This is a genomic window from Hyphobacterium sp. SN044 (assembly GCF_021864465.1).
Taxonomy (GTDB): Bacteria; Pseudomonadota; Alphaproteobacteria; order Caulobacterales; family Maricaulaceae; genus Hyphobacterium.
Map to the genome: position 1 here is coordinate 70891 of NZ_JAKKUV010000009.1, position 12442 is coordinate 83332.

Genomic DNA, 12442 nt, shown 5'->3' on the forward strand with positions numbered 1-12442 from the left:
CCGCTGCGACAGCGCACTGCAATCAATCGCCGTGCGTGTCGGCGCAGGCCTTGCATCACCGCGCCCCGTCTTCAATCGTGAGACCGGGACGGACGGGAGAGACAGCGTGAGTGTGAATCGCCGACATGTATTGGCTGCCGGTGCGGCAAGCCTTGCCTTTCCGTCCGTCGCCCGGGCCTCGGCCCGGATGACCGCGGCCCGGGCCGCGCGGATGTTGTTGATGGGCTTCATCGGCGACAATCCCGATGCCGACGGCGCGGATATCGTGGCCGATCACCTGGCCAATGGCCGCATCGGCGGCGTCCTCTTCCTGCGCCACAATGTGCGTTCGCGCGAAGGCGCGGAAGGGCTGGCGGCGCGGTTCCGCGAGATCAATCCGGATGTCTTCCTGGCGCTCGACCAGGAGGGCGGCGCGGTCCAGCGCCTGTCCGGCGATCTCGGCTATACGCCGATCCCGCGCGCGCATGTGCTGGCGCAGGCGCAATCCCCCGAGGAGGCCGAGGCGACCTATCGTGCCGCGGCGCGCGAATTCACCGCCGCCGGCTTCGACATGAATCTCGCGCCGGTCGCAGACTTCCAGGACGAAGCCAATGGCGTGATCGGACGCTGGGGGCGGGGCTATGGCACGGACGGCGAGACAATCGCCGACTATGCCGGGGCCTTCATCGACGCGTTCGAGGCGGAAGGCGCAGTCTGCGCCATCAAGCATTTCCCCGGTCATGGCCGCTCGACCGGCGACAGCCATGAGGGCTTCGTCGACATTTCCGAGAGCTGGAGCGAAGCGGAACTGGCGCCCTTTGCCGAGCTGATCGAACGGCGCAAGGCGCATCTGATCATGGGCGGACACCTGATCCATCGCGGGCTCGACCCGAGTGGCGACCCGGTGACGCTGTCGCGCCCGATCCTGCACGAGCTGCTGCGCGGGCGGATGGGCTATCGCGGCGCGGTGATCACCGACGATCTCGACATGGGCGCGATCCGCGATCACTACGCCCAGCGTGAAGCGGTGATCCGGTCGCTCGTGGCCGGCAACGACATCATCATGATGTCGAACTCCGCTGCGCCGGACCCCGCCCTGCCGCAGAAATTCGCCCGCTGGGTCGAGGAAGCGGTCGAGGAGGGCCGACTGAGCGAGCAGCGGGTGAACCGCTCACTCGCCCGGATCGAAACCCTCAGTGGCCGGACGGGTTAGTTCGCGGCTTCTCCCTCGCCCCTCAGATACGTGTTCAGGAAGTTGAGATAGGCCTCGGATGCCGTGATGCGGTTTTCTCGGCGGCGGAAGCCGTGGCCCTCGTCCGGGAAGAGAACATAGGTCACCGGCACGCCATTGGCCTCGACCGCGGCGACCAGCTCGTCGCTTTCCACCTGCAGCACACGCGGATCGTTCGCGCCCTGGATGACCAGAAGCGGCCTAGTGATCCTGTCGGCATGGAAGAGCGGCGAGATGGCGCGGTGGCGTTCCGCGTCGGTCGCGGGGTCGCCCATCTCGTCATAGAGCGCCTCGCGGAAGCTCTCCCACCAGGGCGGGATGGAGGCGAGGGTGCGCTCCCAGTTGGTCACGCCGAAAATGTTGATGCCGACCTCGAAGGCGTCGGGGTGGAAGGTGAGGGCGGCGGCGGTCATGAAGCCGCCATAGGAGCCGCCGATCACGCCGACCTGATCGGCATTCACCCAGTCCTGTTCGCGCAGCCAGTCGCCTGCGGCGACGATGTCGCGCAAATCTTCCTCGCCATGGCGGCGGTCATCCATGTGGAAGAAGGTCTTGCCGTAACCGGACGAGCCCCGGTTGTTCGCCGCATAGACGGCGTAGCCATGGTTCACGAGGTGCTGGATGGTCGCGGAATAGCCGATCCGGCTCTGCCCGCCCGGACCGCCATGCACCCAGACCAGGGCCGGGACCGGATTGTCGGCGCTGGCGCCATGCGGGCGGTAGAGAATGCCGGGGATTTCCAGCCCGTCGAAGCTTTCGAAGCGCACCACCTCCGCGTCGACCATTTCATCCTCGGAAATGGCGGGGTTGAGCGCATTGGTCAGCTGGGCGTGGTCCTGCGTTTCCAGATCCACGACATGCAGGTTCGAGGGCGAGGTCGCGCTGTCGATCAGGAAGGCGATCCTGCTTCCGTCGCGCGAGAAGCGGACCGAGCCGATATCGCCGGCCGGAAGCTCGGGCAGGGCGAGCGTTTCCCCCGTCCCGGTGTCGATGATGGTCACTTCGGTGCGGGCGTCGGCATTGATGCCCGAGACGCGGTACTGGCCAGACGGCGAATAGGTGACGAAGGACACATCCCAGTCCGCCTCGATCAGCGGCGCGGTGTCACCGGTTTCGAGGTCATAGGTCCAGGCCTGGTTGAACTCGCCATGCTCGTTGGTGGCGTAAACAAGGGCCGAAGAATCCGGCGTGAAGGTGTAGACGCCGTAGGCGATATTGCCTTCATGCTCGGTGATCAGCGTCGGTTCGGTCTCGCCGGAGGCGAGGTCGAGCAGGAGGATATCGCTGTCCGCCGAGGTGCGGTTGCGCACCAGCGCCAGCCAGCGGCCGTCCGGACTGACATCGCCGATCTCCAGCGAGTCGTCGTTCTGGAAGACGGTCTGGCTTTCGAAGCTGACCGTGTCATAGGCATAGATGTCCATCGAGGCCTGATCGCGCTCATTGGTCATCACCCACATGTCCGAGCCATCCGGGGACCAGCCGAGGAATTGCGCGCGCGTCTCCTCGCCCGGCGTGATATCGTAGAGCTGGCCGTTCTCGTCGCGGATGTAGATGTGGCTCAGCTCGTTGCCGCCCTGGTCGGCGGTCACGACGACGCGGTCGTCATTCGGAAAATAGCTGACGGCGAAGGTCGCGTTGGTTTCGGACTCCGTCAGCGCCGTGCGCTCGCCGGTTTCCGGGTCGACGGCATAGGCGTTGAACACGCCGGTCTCGTCGCTGGAGATCAGGATGCGGCTGTCGTCGGGCGAGAAGGCGAAGCCGGCGCTCGAGGCCATGCCGAAACTCGTCGTCATGTGGAAGGTCGCGGCATCATGCCGGACGGGTTCTTCCTGCGCACTGGCGGGCAGGGTCAGCAGCAGAGCTGCCGGCGCGGCGGCGAAGGCAAGGCGCAAGGACTTCATGTCATCTCTCCCCATGGGTTGGCCCGACTATAACGCCGGGCCGGGGGAGGGCCGCAACCGAAACCGGCCGGAAACAAAAAGGGCGGCCCGAGGGCCGCCCTTTCGCAATTGCAAGGCTTGGGTCCCCGGATCAGGTCCGGGACGCTTGGCACCTTGCGGTGCCGAGCGACTAGAAGTCCATGCCGCCCATTCCGCCCACTTCGAAGGTGTCGTTGCGAACGTTTCGAGACAGACTGCCGTGTCCGGACACGAATTCGCTTTTTCGGGACAGGAAATCTGTCACGCTCGATGCTTGGAGATGCCAATTGTCGGACGCCATGAAGAACGAACCGCCCATGCGCCGCGATCCTAAAAAGACCGTGTCGATCGAAGTCCGTGTCAGCTCGGAAGAAAAGCACGCTTTTGCCGAGGCCTGCCGGTCCGCGAACCGCTCGGTGAGCGAGGTGCTGCGCCGCTCAATGAGCGTGTTCGTTTTGTTGCATGGTGTGCAACAGAGGATCACTCGATCAATGACATTTCTATTCCAACGCCCGATCCGGGCCGCGCTGACCGCCCTGGGATCGGCGGGCACATTGACGGCCGGGGTTTTGCTGGTTCCGAGCGCGTCGGCTGACATGCCGCTGGCCTATCAGGTCAACCTCGATGATGGCATCGGCCAGATCGTATCCCAGGGTGTCGCTGGCAGGGGTTCGGAGGGGTCTGGGCCGGTGTCCGACTCTTTGGGCGAATCTGTCCGGTACGCGCTCGTCGTTGAACCCTGTGGAGCCGCGGCGGCCCCGTCCTGTCGCGACGGCGCCGCGCACGTCATGCTCAGCGTGTGGGAACTTCGCGATGGCGAAGACTGGCGAGCGGAAGACCGGGGCATCGTTACCTCCCAATCGGGGGAAATCCGTTTCGAAGAGGTTCTGAGCGACGGCCGGGTTCTGACACTCATCGTCGGCCCACAGTCGGAATCCTGATTTCCGGCTGATGAAACAAAAAGGGCGGCCCGAGGGCCGCCCTTTCGCATTTGCCATCTGGGTGGTGAACTAGAAGTCCATGCCGCCCATACCGCCCATGCCGCCCATGTCGGGGGCACCGCCGGAGTCCTTCTTCGGCTTTTCGGCGATCGCGGCTTCCGTCGTGATCAGCAGGCCGGCGATGGACGCCGCGTCCTGAAGCGCGTGACGGACAACCTTGGCCGGGTCGATGACGCCAAACTCGAGCATGTCGCCATACTCTTCGGTCTGGGCGTTGTAGCCGAAGGTCGGGCTGGCGTTTTCCAGCACCTTGCCGACCACGATCGAGCCTTCGACGCCGGCGTTTTCGGCGATCTGGCGGATCGGAGCCTGCAGGGCGCGCATGATGATGCCGACACCCTGGGTCTGGTCTTCGTTGTCGCCCTTCAGGCCTTCGAGACCCTTGATGGCTTTCAGGAGCGCAACACCGCCGCCCGCGACAATGCCTTCTTCAACCGCGGCGCGGGTGGCATTGAGCGCGTCGTCGACGCGGTCCTTCTTTTCCTTCACTTCGGTCTCGGTGGCACCGCCGACCTTGATGACCGCAACGCCGCCGGCGAGCTTGGCCAGACGTTCCTGCAGCTTCTCACGGTCGTAGTCCGAGGTGGTGTCCTCGATCTGCTTGCGGATCTGGCCGACGCGCGCCTCGATGGCGGACTTTTCGCCCGCACCGTCGACGATCGTAGTGTCGTCCTTCGTCAGCGTGACCTTCTTGGCGGTTCCAAGCATGTCGAGCGTGACGTTTTCCAGCTTGATGCCGAGGTCTTCGGAGATGACCTGGCCGCCGGTCAGGATGGCGATGTCTTCCAGCATGGCCTTGCGGCGATCGCCGAAGCCCGGAGCCTTCACCGCCGCGACCTTCAGGCCGCCGCGCAGCTTGTTGACCACGAGGGTGGCCAGCGCTTCGCCTTCGACGTCTTCCGCGATGATGAGCAGCGGACGCGAGGACTGAACGACGGATTCGAGAACCGGCAGCATCGCCTGCAGCGAGGACAGCTTCTTCTCGAACAGCAGGATGTAGGGGTCTTCGAGGTTGGCCTGCATCTTCTCGGCGTCCGTCACGAAGTACGGCGAGAGATAGCCGCGGTCGAACTGCATGCCTTCGACGACGTCGAGTTCGGTTTCGAGGGACTTGGCTTCCTCGACCGTGATGACGCCTTCATTGCCGACCTTTTCCATCGCCTTGGCGATCATCTCGCCGATGGCGGTCTCGCCATTGGCGGAGATGGTGCCGACCTGGGCGATTTCGCCCGAGCCCTTGATCGGGGTCGAGGAGGCCTTGATCGATTCCACGACCTTGGCGACGGCCTTGTCGATGCCGCGCTTGAGATCCATCGGGTTCATGCCCGCCGCGACGGACTTCATGCCTTCGCGGACGATGGCCTGGGCCAGAACCGTGGCGGTGGTGGTGCCGTCGCCGGCTTCGTCATTGGTACGCGAAGCGACTTCGCGGATCAGCTGGGCGCCCATGTTCTCGAACTTGTCGGTCAGTTCGATTTCCTTGGCGACCGAGACACCGTCCTTCGTGGTGCGCGGGGCGCCGAACGACTTTTCGATCACGACGTTGCGGCCCTTCGGACCGAGCGTGACCTTCACGGCGTTGGCGAGGGTGTCGACGCCGCGCAGCATGCGCTCGCGGGCATCGGCGGAGAATTTCACGTCTTTAGCAGCCATGGCTGTTCGTTCCGTTTTCTTCTTGGTTGTTCAGAGGGTTCGTCGATGCGGGCCAGGACTACTTCTCGAGGATGCCGAGAATGTCCGACTCCTTCATGATGAGGAGGTCTTCGCCATCAACGCGCACTTCGGTGCCCGACCACTTGCCGAACAGGATGCGGTCGCCGGCCTTCACGTCCAGCGGACGGACCGAGCCGTCTTCCTTGATCGCGCCATTGCCGACAGCGACGACTTCGCCTTCCTGCGGCTTTTCCTTGGCGGTGTCCGGAATGATGATTCCGCCCTTGGTCTTCGATTCTTCTTCCACGCGCTTCACGAGCACGCGGTCCTGCAGCGGACGAAAGTTCATGTGAGTTCACCCTGTAAATTCGTTGATCTCGTTGGCCGGGCCGCCGATTAGCACTCGACAGGACCGGCTGCTAACGGCGCGGAGATAGGCAGGCGGCCGAAGACCGTCAAGGGGCTCGGCCGCACTGTCAGGAACATTTCACTGAGTTGGACGTTGAGCGGATGACACGCGCAGCGCTATGGTGCGCGCGGTCGAGGGTGGCTGAACGGAGAAATTTCCCGATGAAGATGCGCATTTTCGCAGTGATTGCCGCGGCTCTGACGCTGGCGGCCTGCACGACAACCGATCCCTATACCGGCGAAACGCGCCCGAACTACACCGGCCGCGGTGTTCTGATCGGTGCCGCCGCCGGTGCCGCACTGGGCTATCTGACCAACACCAGCAATTCCGAAGAGGGCCGTACCAATGCGCTCATCGGCGCGGGCGTCGGTGCGCTCGCCGGCGGTGCGGTCGGCAATTACATGGACCGGCAGGAACGCCAGATGCGCGAAGCGCTGCGCGATTCCGGTGTGGGTGTCCGCCGCGAGGGCAACGACCTGCGCCTGATCATGCCGGGCGACATCACGTTCGACACCAACTCGACCGAGATCAAACCGCAATTCTACGCGGTGCTGAACGATGTCGCGGACGTGCTGGAACAGTATCCGGCGACCTATGTCGACGTGGTCGGCCACGCCGACTCCACCGGCGACGCCGGTTACAACCAGCGCCTGTCGGAACAGCGCGCCCAGGCCGTGGCCGGTTATCTGATCGCCCAGAACGTCATGCGCGACCGCTTCTATGTCGGCGGCATGGGCGAGACCTCGCCGATCGCGTCCAACGACACGCCGCAAGGCCGTGCGCAGAACCGCCGCGTGGAAATCATCATCCGTCCGCACACGACCTCGTAAGCGCGCGGATAATCGACTTCACAAGCGGGGCGCTCCGGCCGGAGCGCCCCGTTTTCTTTGCTTCCTCCCCCGAACAGGGGATGGGCTGCATGGCGTTGCCCGATCATTTTCCTCAGGCCCTTAGGTCACGGTCCAGAGGAGTGTTTGATGATCAGGTGGATTGCCGCGGCGGTTGCCGCACTGGCGTCAACGGCGCCGCTTCATGCCCAGAACGATCTGCGTGCCGCGGTCCTGCCCAACAGCCGCGCCGCGACGGTTGGAGAGACCGTCACGGTGTTCGCGACGATGCAGAATGCGGGTGTCGGCAGCTGGACGAATTGCCGCCTCTCGATCGCGGACGATGAGCCCTATCAGTTCGGCTTCCGGCTGACCGACGCGACGAACACGCCGATCGGCGAGAACAATGCATCCTTCCCCCTGCCGCCGAACAGTTCACAATCGCTGATCCTGTCCTTCACACCGACGGCGGCCTCGCCCGGCCGGGATGTGCAGATCAATTATCTGTGCGACCGGAGTGGCGGTGGCGGGGGCGTCACCCCGACCCCCGGCGTCAACACCGTCTTCCTTTCGGCCTCCGAGACGCCGCGCGCGGACATCGTGCCGATCGTGGTGACCCCAAGCGGCGACGGCGTGTTGCGCTATGAAGGCGAGCAGCGCATCCGGGCGTTTTCGGCGGCAGCGATCAATATCGGGGCGGCCGCCGATGTGCGGGTCAGCGCCAGTGCGCCCTTCATGCCGCGCAATGTCGAACTCACCGTCTGCGAGACCAATCCGGCGACCGGGGTCTGCCAGTCGGCGCGCGGCGAGAATGTCGATTTCCGGTTTGACGCCAACGAGGTCCGCACGTTCGCGGTCTTCGCGCGAATCCGCGAAGGGGCCTCGATCCCGAACCTGCCGGCCGTGGCGCGCATCTATCTGCTGTTCTCGGAAGTCCCGGGGGCGGCGGTTTCGGCACCGCAGTCCATCTTCCCGCCGTCGCCGCCAATCCTCGGCGCCGCCTCCACGGCGGCCCAGTCGCCGGCCCTGGCCGGGATCGACCGGCGCGGCGTCTATCGCGGCATGATGAACGGGGTGTCCACCACGGCGATCTTCCACTCGACCAACCAGATCACGGTCGGGACGCCCGAAGCCCTGTCCGACGGCGTTCACACCGCGCCGGCGGGCCTGCTCGGCAACTCGGCGAGCAACATCCTGTCGGCGGGCTATGGCGACGGCGAAAGCCTTCCCGGCGGCGGGTCGGGCTTCGCCGGCTTCACCGCGGTCGGCGGATCTTATATCGCGCTCGGCTTCCGCGACCTCGACCGGACCGTCAACTACCAGTTCCAGGGCATCTGGGACCCGATCTCGACCGAAGTCTTCGATGCGGACGACACGCCGGTCGGCAGCTGGTCGCTGGTCTATAACGGTGCCAGCATCGGCACGGCGGCGATCGACGAGCTCGGCAGCGTCAGCGGTTCGGTCACCTGGCCGGCGGCCGACGGGCAGAGCGCGGTGACCTGCGACCTCAGCGGCGTCGTGGGCGGCGCGCAACGCCTCGGTCTCAACAATGCCTCGCTGGCGCTGAACACGAACACCTGCGGCCCGAACTACTTCTTCTACGGCTATTACGAGACTCGGAATGGCAATCTCGTGATCGACGGCTATGCCACGAAGTCCGGCTCGCGCAGCGGCACGCTCGACTTCTTCCCGCTGCAACTGGTGCAGCAGTGAATTCGTTAACGATCTGAAAACGCCCCGCGGAGAGAGTGGCAGACGGGTTAACCTTTGGTGATTCGTCAGCCACGCCTCCGGGGGGCATCTTGATCCGGGCCACGGACATTCTCATCGTCCTGACCTATGCGATGATCGCGATCGTCGCGGCGCTGGCGTTCGACCGCTTCGGTCTGATGTCGACCAGCTTCGCGTGGCTGATGGGAGCCTTCGTCTTCCTGATTGCCGGGCAGGCGCATTCCGCTGCCGCGCGGTCGATCGAGCGCAAGACATTCGAGGAGCAGATCCACGAGCTGAAGGCATCAAACCTCTCCCTCCTGGAGGAGGTCGAGGCCGCCAATGCCCGCATCGACACGATCACCGAAACGATCCGCGCCGAGGCCAGCGAACGCGAGGCGACGCTGACCGGCGAAGTCCGCATGCTGGAGGACCTTGTCAAACGGATGGGCAATGGCCGCACCATCGCGCCGGCGGCCAATGCCGCGCCGCAGCCACGCCAGTCCAGCGTCGATATCGAGACGGTGCGCGACGCGCTCGCCAACAACCGGATCGATCTCTACCTGCAGCCCGTCGTCTCCCTGCCGCAGCGTAAGACCTATTTCTACGAGAGCTATTCGCGCCTGCGCGACGCGGCGGGTCAGGTGATCGCCCCGGCCAGCTTCATCCACGCCGCCGAGGAGGCGGGGATCGTGGCGGAGGTCGACAACCTCCTTCTCTTCCGCTGCGTGCAGATCGTGAAGCGGCTGACCAAGTCAGACCGCCGGATCGGGATTTTCTGCAATCTCTCGCTCCGCTCCCTGGCGGACGAGAATTTCTTCCCGGCCTTCCTCGACTTCATGCGCCGGCACAGCGAACTCAGCGGCTCGCTGATCTTCGAGATCCCGCAGGGCGCCTTCGAATCGCGTTCGACGGCGGCGGCGCGCAACATGGCGCGGCTGGCCGATTACGGCTTCCGCTTCTCGATCGACCAGATCCGAGACCTCAATGTCGACATCGCCGAAATGCAGCGCGCGGGCATCCGCTTTGCCAAGGTCGAGGGCACGCGTCTGATCGACACGATCCGCAGCGGCGAGCCGATTGGCGGGATCGAGGCCGGCTCGATCGAGCCACGGGACATCGCCGGCCTGTTCGCCCGGCACGGCATCGACCTGATCGCGGAGAAGGTCGAGGACGAGGCGACGATCGTCGAAATCCTCGACATCGATATCGCCTATGCGCAAGGCCATCTGTTCGGCGAGCCCCGCCCGGTGCGCGAGGATGTGCTGGATGCCGCGTCCGAACCGGTGCGCATGGCGAGCTGACGCCTTGTCAGACCCGGCCTGACCGGCCACAAGGCGCGCCATGGAACACGCGCCGCGCCTTTCCGAAATCGCCGACCGCTATGACGCCATTCTTTGCGATGTCTGGGGCGTGATCCGCGATGGCCGGACGCTGCTGCCCGAGGCGATCGAGGCGCTGCGCCGCTACCGGGCAAACCATGGCCCGGTCGTGCTGATCTCCAACTCGCCGCAACCCGCGCCGCGCGTGGCCGCGCAGCTCGCTTCGATGGGCGCGCCGGACGATGCCTGGGACGATATCGTGACATCGGGCGACACGACGCTGGCGGCGATCCGCGAGCTTGGCCGGGGGCCGGTCTTCCATATCGGACCGCCGGGCTATGACGATGCGCTGTTCGAGTTTGCCGCGCTGGATTTCGCGCCGCTGGATGACGCTGCCTATGTCGTCTGCACGGGGCTGAAATTCGACCGCCGAGACGAACATCCGGACGATTACCGGGACATGCTGGCGGCGATGAAGGCGCGTGGCCTGCCCATGGTCTGTGCCAATCCCGACATTGTCGTGCAATGGGGCGACGATCTCCTCTGGTGTGCCGGCGCGCTGGCGCGGCTCTACCGCGAAATGGGCGGCGAGACGGTGATTTCGGGCAAGCCCCACACACCGATCTACGAGCTGGCCTTCGAAGTGCTGGCCGAAGCGGGCCACCATCTCGACCGGTCGCGCGTGCTGGCGATCGGCGACGGGCCGGAAACCGATCTGATCGGTGCGGAGCGCAACGGGCTCGACGGTTTTTTCGTCGCGGGCGGCATTCTCGGTGGTGATCTCGACCTCGACCGGTTTGATCCCGAAGCTGTCGGGTCGGTGCTCGAGGAATACGGCACGCGCTGCCGCTGGGCGGCGGCACAACTTAAATGGTAGCGCCGCGCGCCGATCGGGCTGGACAAGCGCGCTGCAACTCCGCTTAAACCGTCACCGGATTTCTGGAGAGACGCCCCGACATGAGTGTGAAAGAGCCCATTCCGCTGGAAGACCTTCACATCGGCCGGTCCGCCGAAATCACCCGCGTCGTCGATGACGCGGCGGTGAAGGCGTTTGCCGAAGTGTCCGGCGACTACAACCCGCTCCATCTCGACGAGGAGTATGCGCGGCGCACACCGTTCCGCGGCCGGATCGCGCACGGTGCGTTGATCGCCTCCTTCATTTCCGGCGTGCTCGGCAATGAGCTCCCGGGTCCGGGGGCCATTTTCGTCAGCATGGATATCCGCTTTCAGCGACCGGTCCGCATTGGCGACACGGTGCTGGCCAAGGCGACGGTTCTGGAAGTCGACCTCAAATCCCGCATGGTGACGATGGACTGCGTGTGCACGGTCGAGGGCGAGATTGCCATGACGGCCAAGGCCACGGTGATGGTCCGCACGCGCCGCAAGAAATCGGCGGAGTAACGGTTCGCATGGATCTGGTTCGCGGCTTTTCCGGTCTCGATGCCGCCCGGAAGGGCGGGGCGTTCGCGCTCGGAAATTTCGACGGGGTTCATCGCGGCCATCAGGCGCTGATCGGCCAGATGAAGGCGTTTGCCGCCGAACACCGGATGGCTGCGAATGTGATCGTGTTCGAGCCCCATCCGCGCGACTTCTTCCGCCCGGACGGTCCGCCCTTCCATTTGATGAGCGAGGCGCGCCGCGCGAAGACGCTGGCAGCGCTGGGGATCGACCGGCTGCACGTCCTGCCTTTCAATGACGAGATGAAGGCCCGCGATCCGGGCGCGTTCGCCCGTGAGGTATTGCATGACGGGCTTGGGGCCGACGCGGTCTTCACCGGCGCGGATTTTCATTTCGGCGCCAATCGGGCCGGCGATACGGCCACGCTGAGACAGCTCGGCGAAAGCTATGGCTTCACGGCGCATGCCGCGGACTTGGTCTCCGGCGGGGCGGAGGTGATCTCCTCGTCGCGGATTCGCGAAGCCCTGTCCGAAGGCCGGGTCGACGAGGCCGAAACGCTTCTGGGCCGGCCCTGGGTGATTGACGGCGTGATCGAGGAGGGCGACCGGCGCGGCCGCACGATCGGCTTCCCGACGGCCAATATTCCGCTCGCGCGCTACCAGCGGCCGAAATTCGGCGTCTATGCCGTCACGCTGCAGCTGGGCGGGTCAGGTGACTGGCTAAAGGGCGTGGCGAATGTCGGCATCCGCCCCACGGTCGCCGGCCAGGAAGAACGGCTCGAAGTTCACCTGTTCGACTTCCAGCGCGACATCTATGGCGAGCCCGCCGCCGTCGCCTTCCACGGCTTCATCCGGCCGGAACAGAAATTCCACGGCCTCGACGCGCTGAAGGAGCAGATCGCGAAGGACGCCGAAGCCGCCCGCGACATCCTCGCCGCCACCGTCACTGGACCGTCCGCATAGCCTCTGTTACAGCCTCACGCATGGTCCTCGC

Annotated in this window: 11 protein-coding genes; 8 read left to right on the top strand and 3 right to left on the bottom strand. The window is 65.1% G+C overall.

Translation table 11 applies throughout. From position 1 onward, the window contains the following. Nucleotides 1–106 precede the first annotated feature (106 nt). On the top strand, nucleotides 107–1192 hold the full coding sequence (locus L5876_RS12145) for a glycoside hydrolase family 3 N-terminal domain-containing protein (protein ID WP_236956624.1): 1086 nt from the start codon (nucleotides 107–109) through the stop codon (nucleotides 1190–1192). Here the strand turns inward: L5876_RS12145 and L5876_RS12150 are convergent. Then, nucleotides 1189–3111, bottom strand: a complete 1923-nt coding sequence (locus tag L5876_RS12150) for a S9 family peptidase (protein ID WP_236956625.1) — start codon at nucleotides 3109–3111, stop codon at nucleotides 1189–1191. The genes L5876_RS12145 and L5876_RS12150 overlap by 4 nt on opposite strands. A gap of 305 nt (nucleotides 3112–3416) precedes the next feature. On the opposite strand from L5876_RS12150, the gene L5876_RS12155 reads away from it, so the two are divergent. Further along, a complete protein-coding gene (locus L5876_RS12155; RefSeq protein ID WP_236956626.1) occupies nucleotides 3417–4070 on the top strand; it encodes a hypothetical protein in 654 nt (217 codons plus the stop codon). 69 nt (nucleotides 4071–4139) lie between these two features. On the opposite strand, the gene groL is transcribed toward L5876_RS12155, so the two are convergent. Together groL and groES are read right to left on the bottom strand one after the other, a co-directional pair. Next, nucleotides 4140–5783 (bottom strand): chaperonin GroEL, encoded by a 1644-nt coding sequence (gene groL, locus L5876_RS12160; protein WP_236956627.1) that lies wholly within the window; start codon nucleotides 5781–5783, stop codon nucleotides 4140–4142. Between the two features lie 58 nt (nucleotides 5784–5841). Then, nucleotides 5842–6132 (bottom strand): co-chaperone GroES, encoded by a 291-nt coding sequence (gene groES, locus L5876_RS12165; RefSeq protein WP_039718514.1) that lies wholly within the window; start codon nucleotides 6130–6132, stop codon nucleotides 5842–5844. Nucleotides 6133–6353: 221 nt separating this feature from the next. Between groES and L5876_RS12170 the strand changes: the two genes are divergently transcribed. The 6 genes from L5876_RS12170 (at nucleotide 6354) to L5876_RS12195 (ending at nucleotide 12411) form a co-directional block, all read left to right on the top strand. Continuing rightward, nucleotides 6354–7022 (top strand): OmpA family protein, encoded by a 669-nt coding sequence (locus L5876_RS12170; RefSeq protein WP_236956628.1) that lies wholly within the window; start codon nucleotides 6354–6356, stop codon nucleotides 7020–7022. A 147-nt stretch (nucleotides 7023–7169) separates the two neighbouring features. Next, nucleotides 7170–8732: a hypothetical protein gene (locus tag L5876_RS12175; protein ID WP_236956629.1), complete on the top strand. Its 1563-nt coding sequence runs from the start codon at nucleotides 7170–7172 to the stop codon at nucleotides 8730–8732. An 89-nt stretch (nucleotides 8733–8821) separates the two neighbouring features. Next, nucleotides 8822–10033, top strand: a complete 1212-nt coding sequence (locus L5876_RS12180) for an EAL domain-containing protein (protein WP_236956630.1) — start codon at nucleotides 8822–8824, stop codon at nucleotides 10031–10033. Nucleotides 10034–10073: 40 nt separating this feature from the next. Beyond that, on the top strand, nucleotides 10074–10928 hold the full coding sequence (locus L5876_RS12185) for a TIGR01459 family HAD-type hydrolase (protein ID WP_236956631.1): 855 nt from the start codon (nucleotides 10074–10076) through the stop codon (nucleotides 10926–10928). Between the two features lie 80 nt (nucleotides 10929–11008). Continuing rightward, on the top strand, nucleotides 11009–11452 hold the full coding sequence (locus L5876_RS12190; RefSeq protein WP_236956632.1) for a MaoC family dehydratase: 444 nt from the start codon (nucleotides 11009–11011) through the stop codon (nucleotides 11450–11452). 8 nt (nucleotides 11453–11460) lie between these two features. Continuing rightward, nucleotides 11461–12411, top strand: coding sequence for a bifunctional riboflavin kinase/FAD synthetase (locus L5876_RS12195; RefSeq protein ID WP_236956633.1), 951 nt, complete (start codon nucleotides 11461–11463; stop codon nucleotides 12409–12411). The last annotated feature ends 31 nt before the right edge of the window (nucleotides 12412–12442 follow it).

What these genes read in the sequence shown, in the direction of transcription:
- L5876_RS12150 (WP_236956625.1), bottom strand. Translation starts at nt 3,111, where the DNA reads ATGAAGTCCTTGCGCCTTGCCTTCGCCGCCGCGCCGGCAGCTCTGCTG.
- groL (WP_236956627.1), bottom strand. Translation starts at nt 5,783, where the DNA reads ATGGCTGCTAAAGACGTGAAATTCTCCGCCGATGCCCGCGAGCGCATG.
- groES (WP_039718514.1), bottom strand. Translation starts at nt 6,132, where the DNA reads ATGAACTTTCGTCCGCTGCAGGACCGCGTGCTCGTGAAGCGCGTGGAA.
- L5876_RS12170 (WP_236956628.1), top strand. Translation starts at nt 6,354, where the DNA reads ATGAAGATGCGCATTTTCGCAGTGATTGCCGCGGCTCTGACGCTGGCG.
- L5876_RS12175 (WP_236956629.1), top strand. Translation starts at nt 7,170, where the DNA reads ATGATCAGGTGGATTGCCGCGGCGGTTGCCGCACTGGCGTCAACGGCG.
- L5876_RS12185 (WP_236956631.1), top strand. Translation starts at nt 10,074, where the DNA reads ATGGAACACGCGCCGCGCCTTTCCGAAATCGCCGACCGCTATGACGCC.
- L5876_RS12190 (WP_236956632.1), top strand. Translation starts at nt 11,009, where the DNA reads ATGAGTGTGAAAGAGCCCATTCCGCTGGAAGACCTTCACATCGGCCGG.
- L5876_RS12195 (WP_236956633.1), top strand. Translation starts at nt 11,461, where the DNA reads ATGGATCTGGTTCGCGGCTTTTCCGGTCTCGATGCCGCCCGGAAGGGC.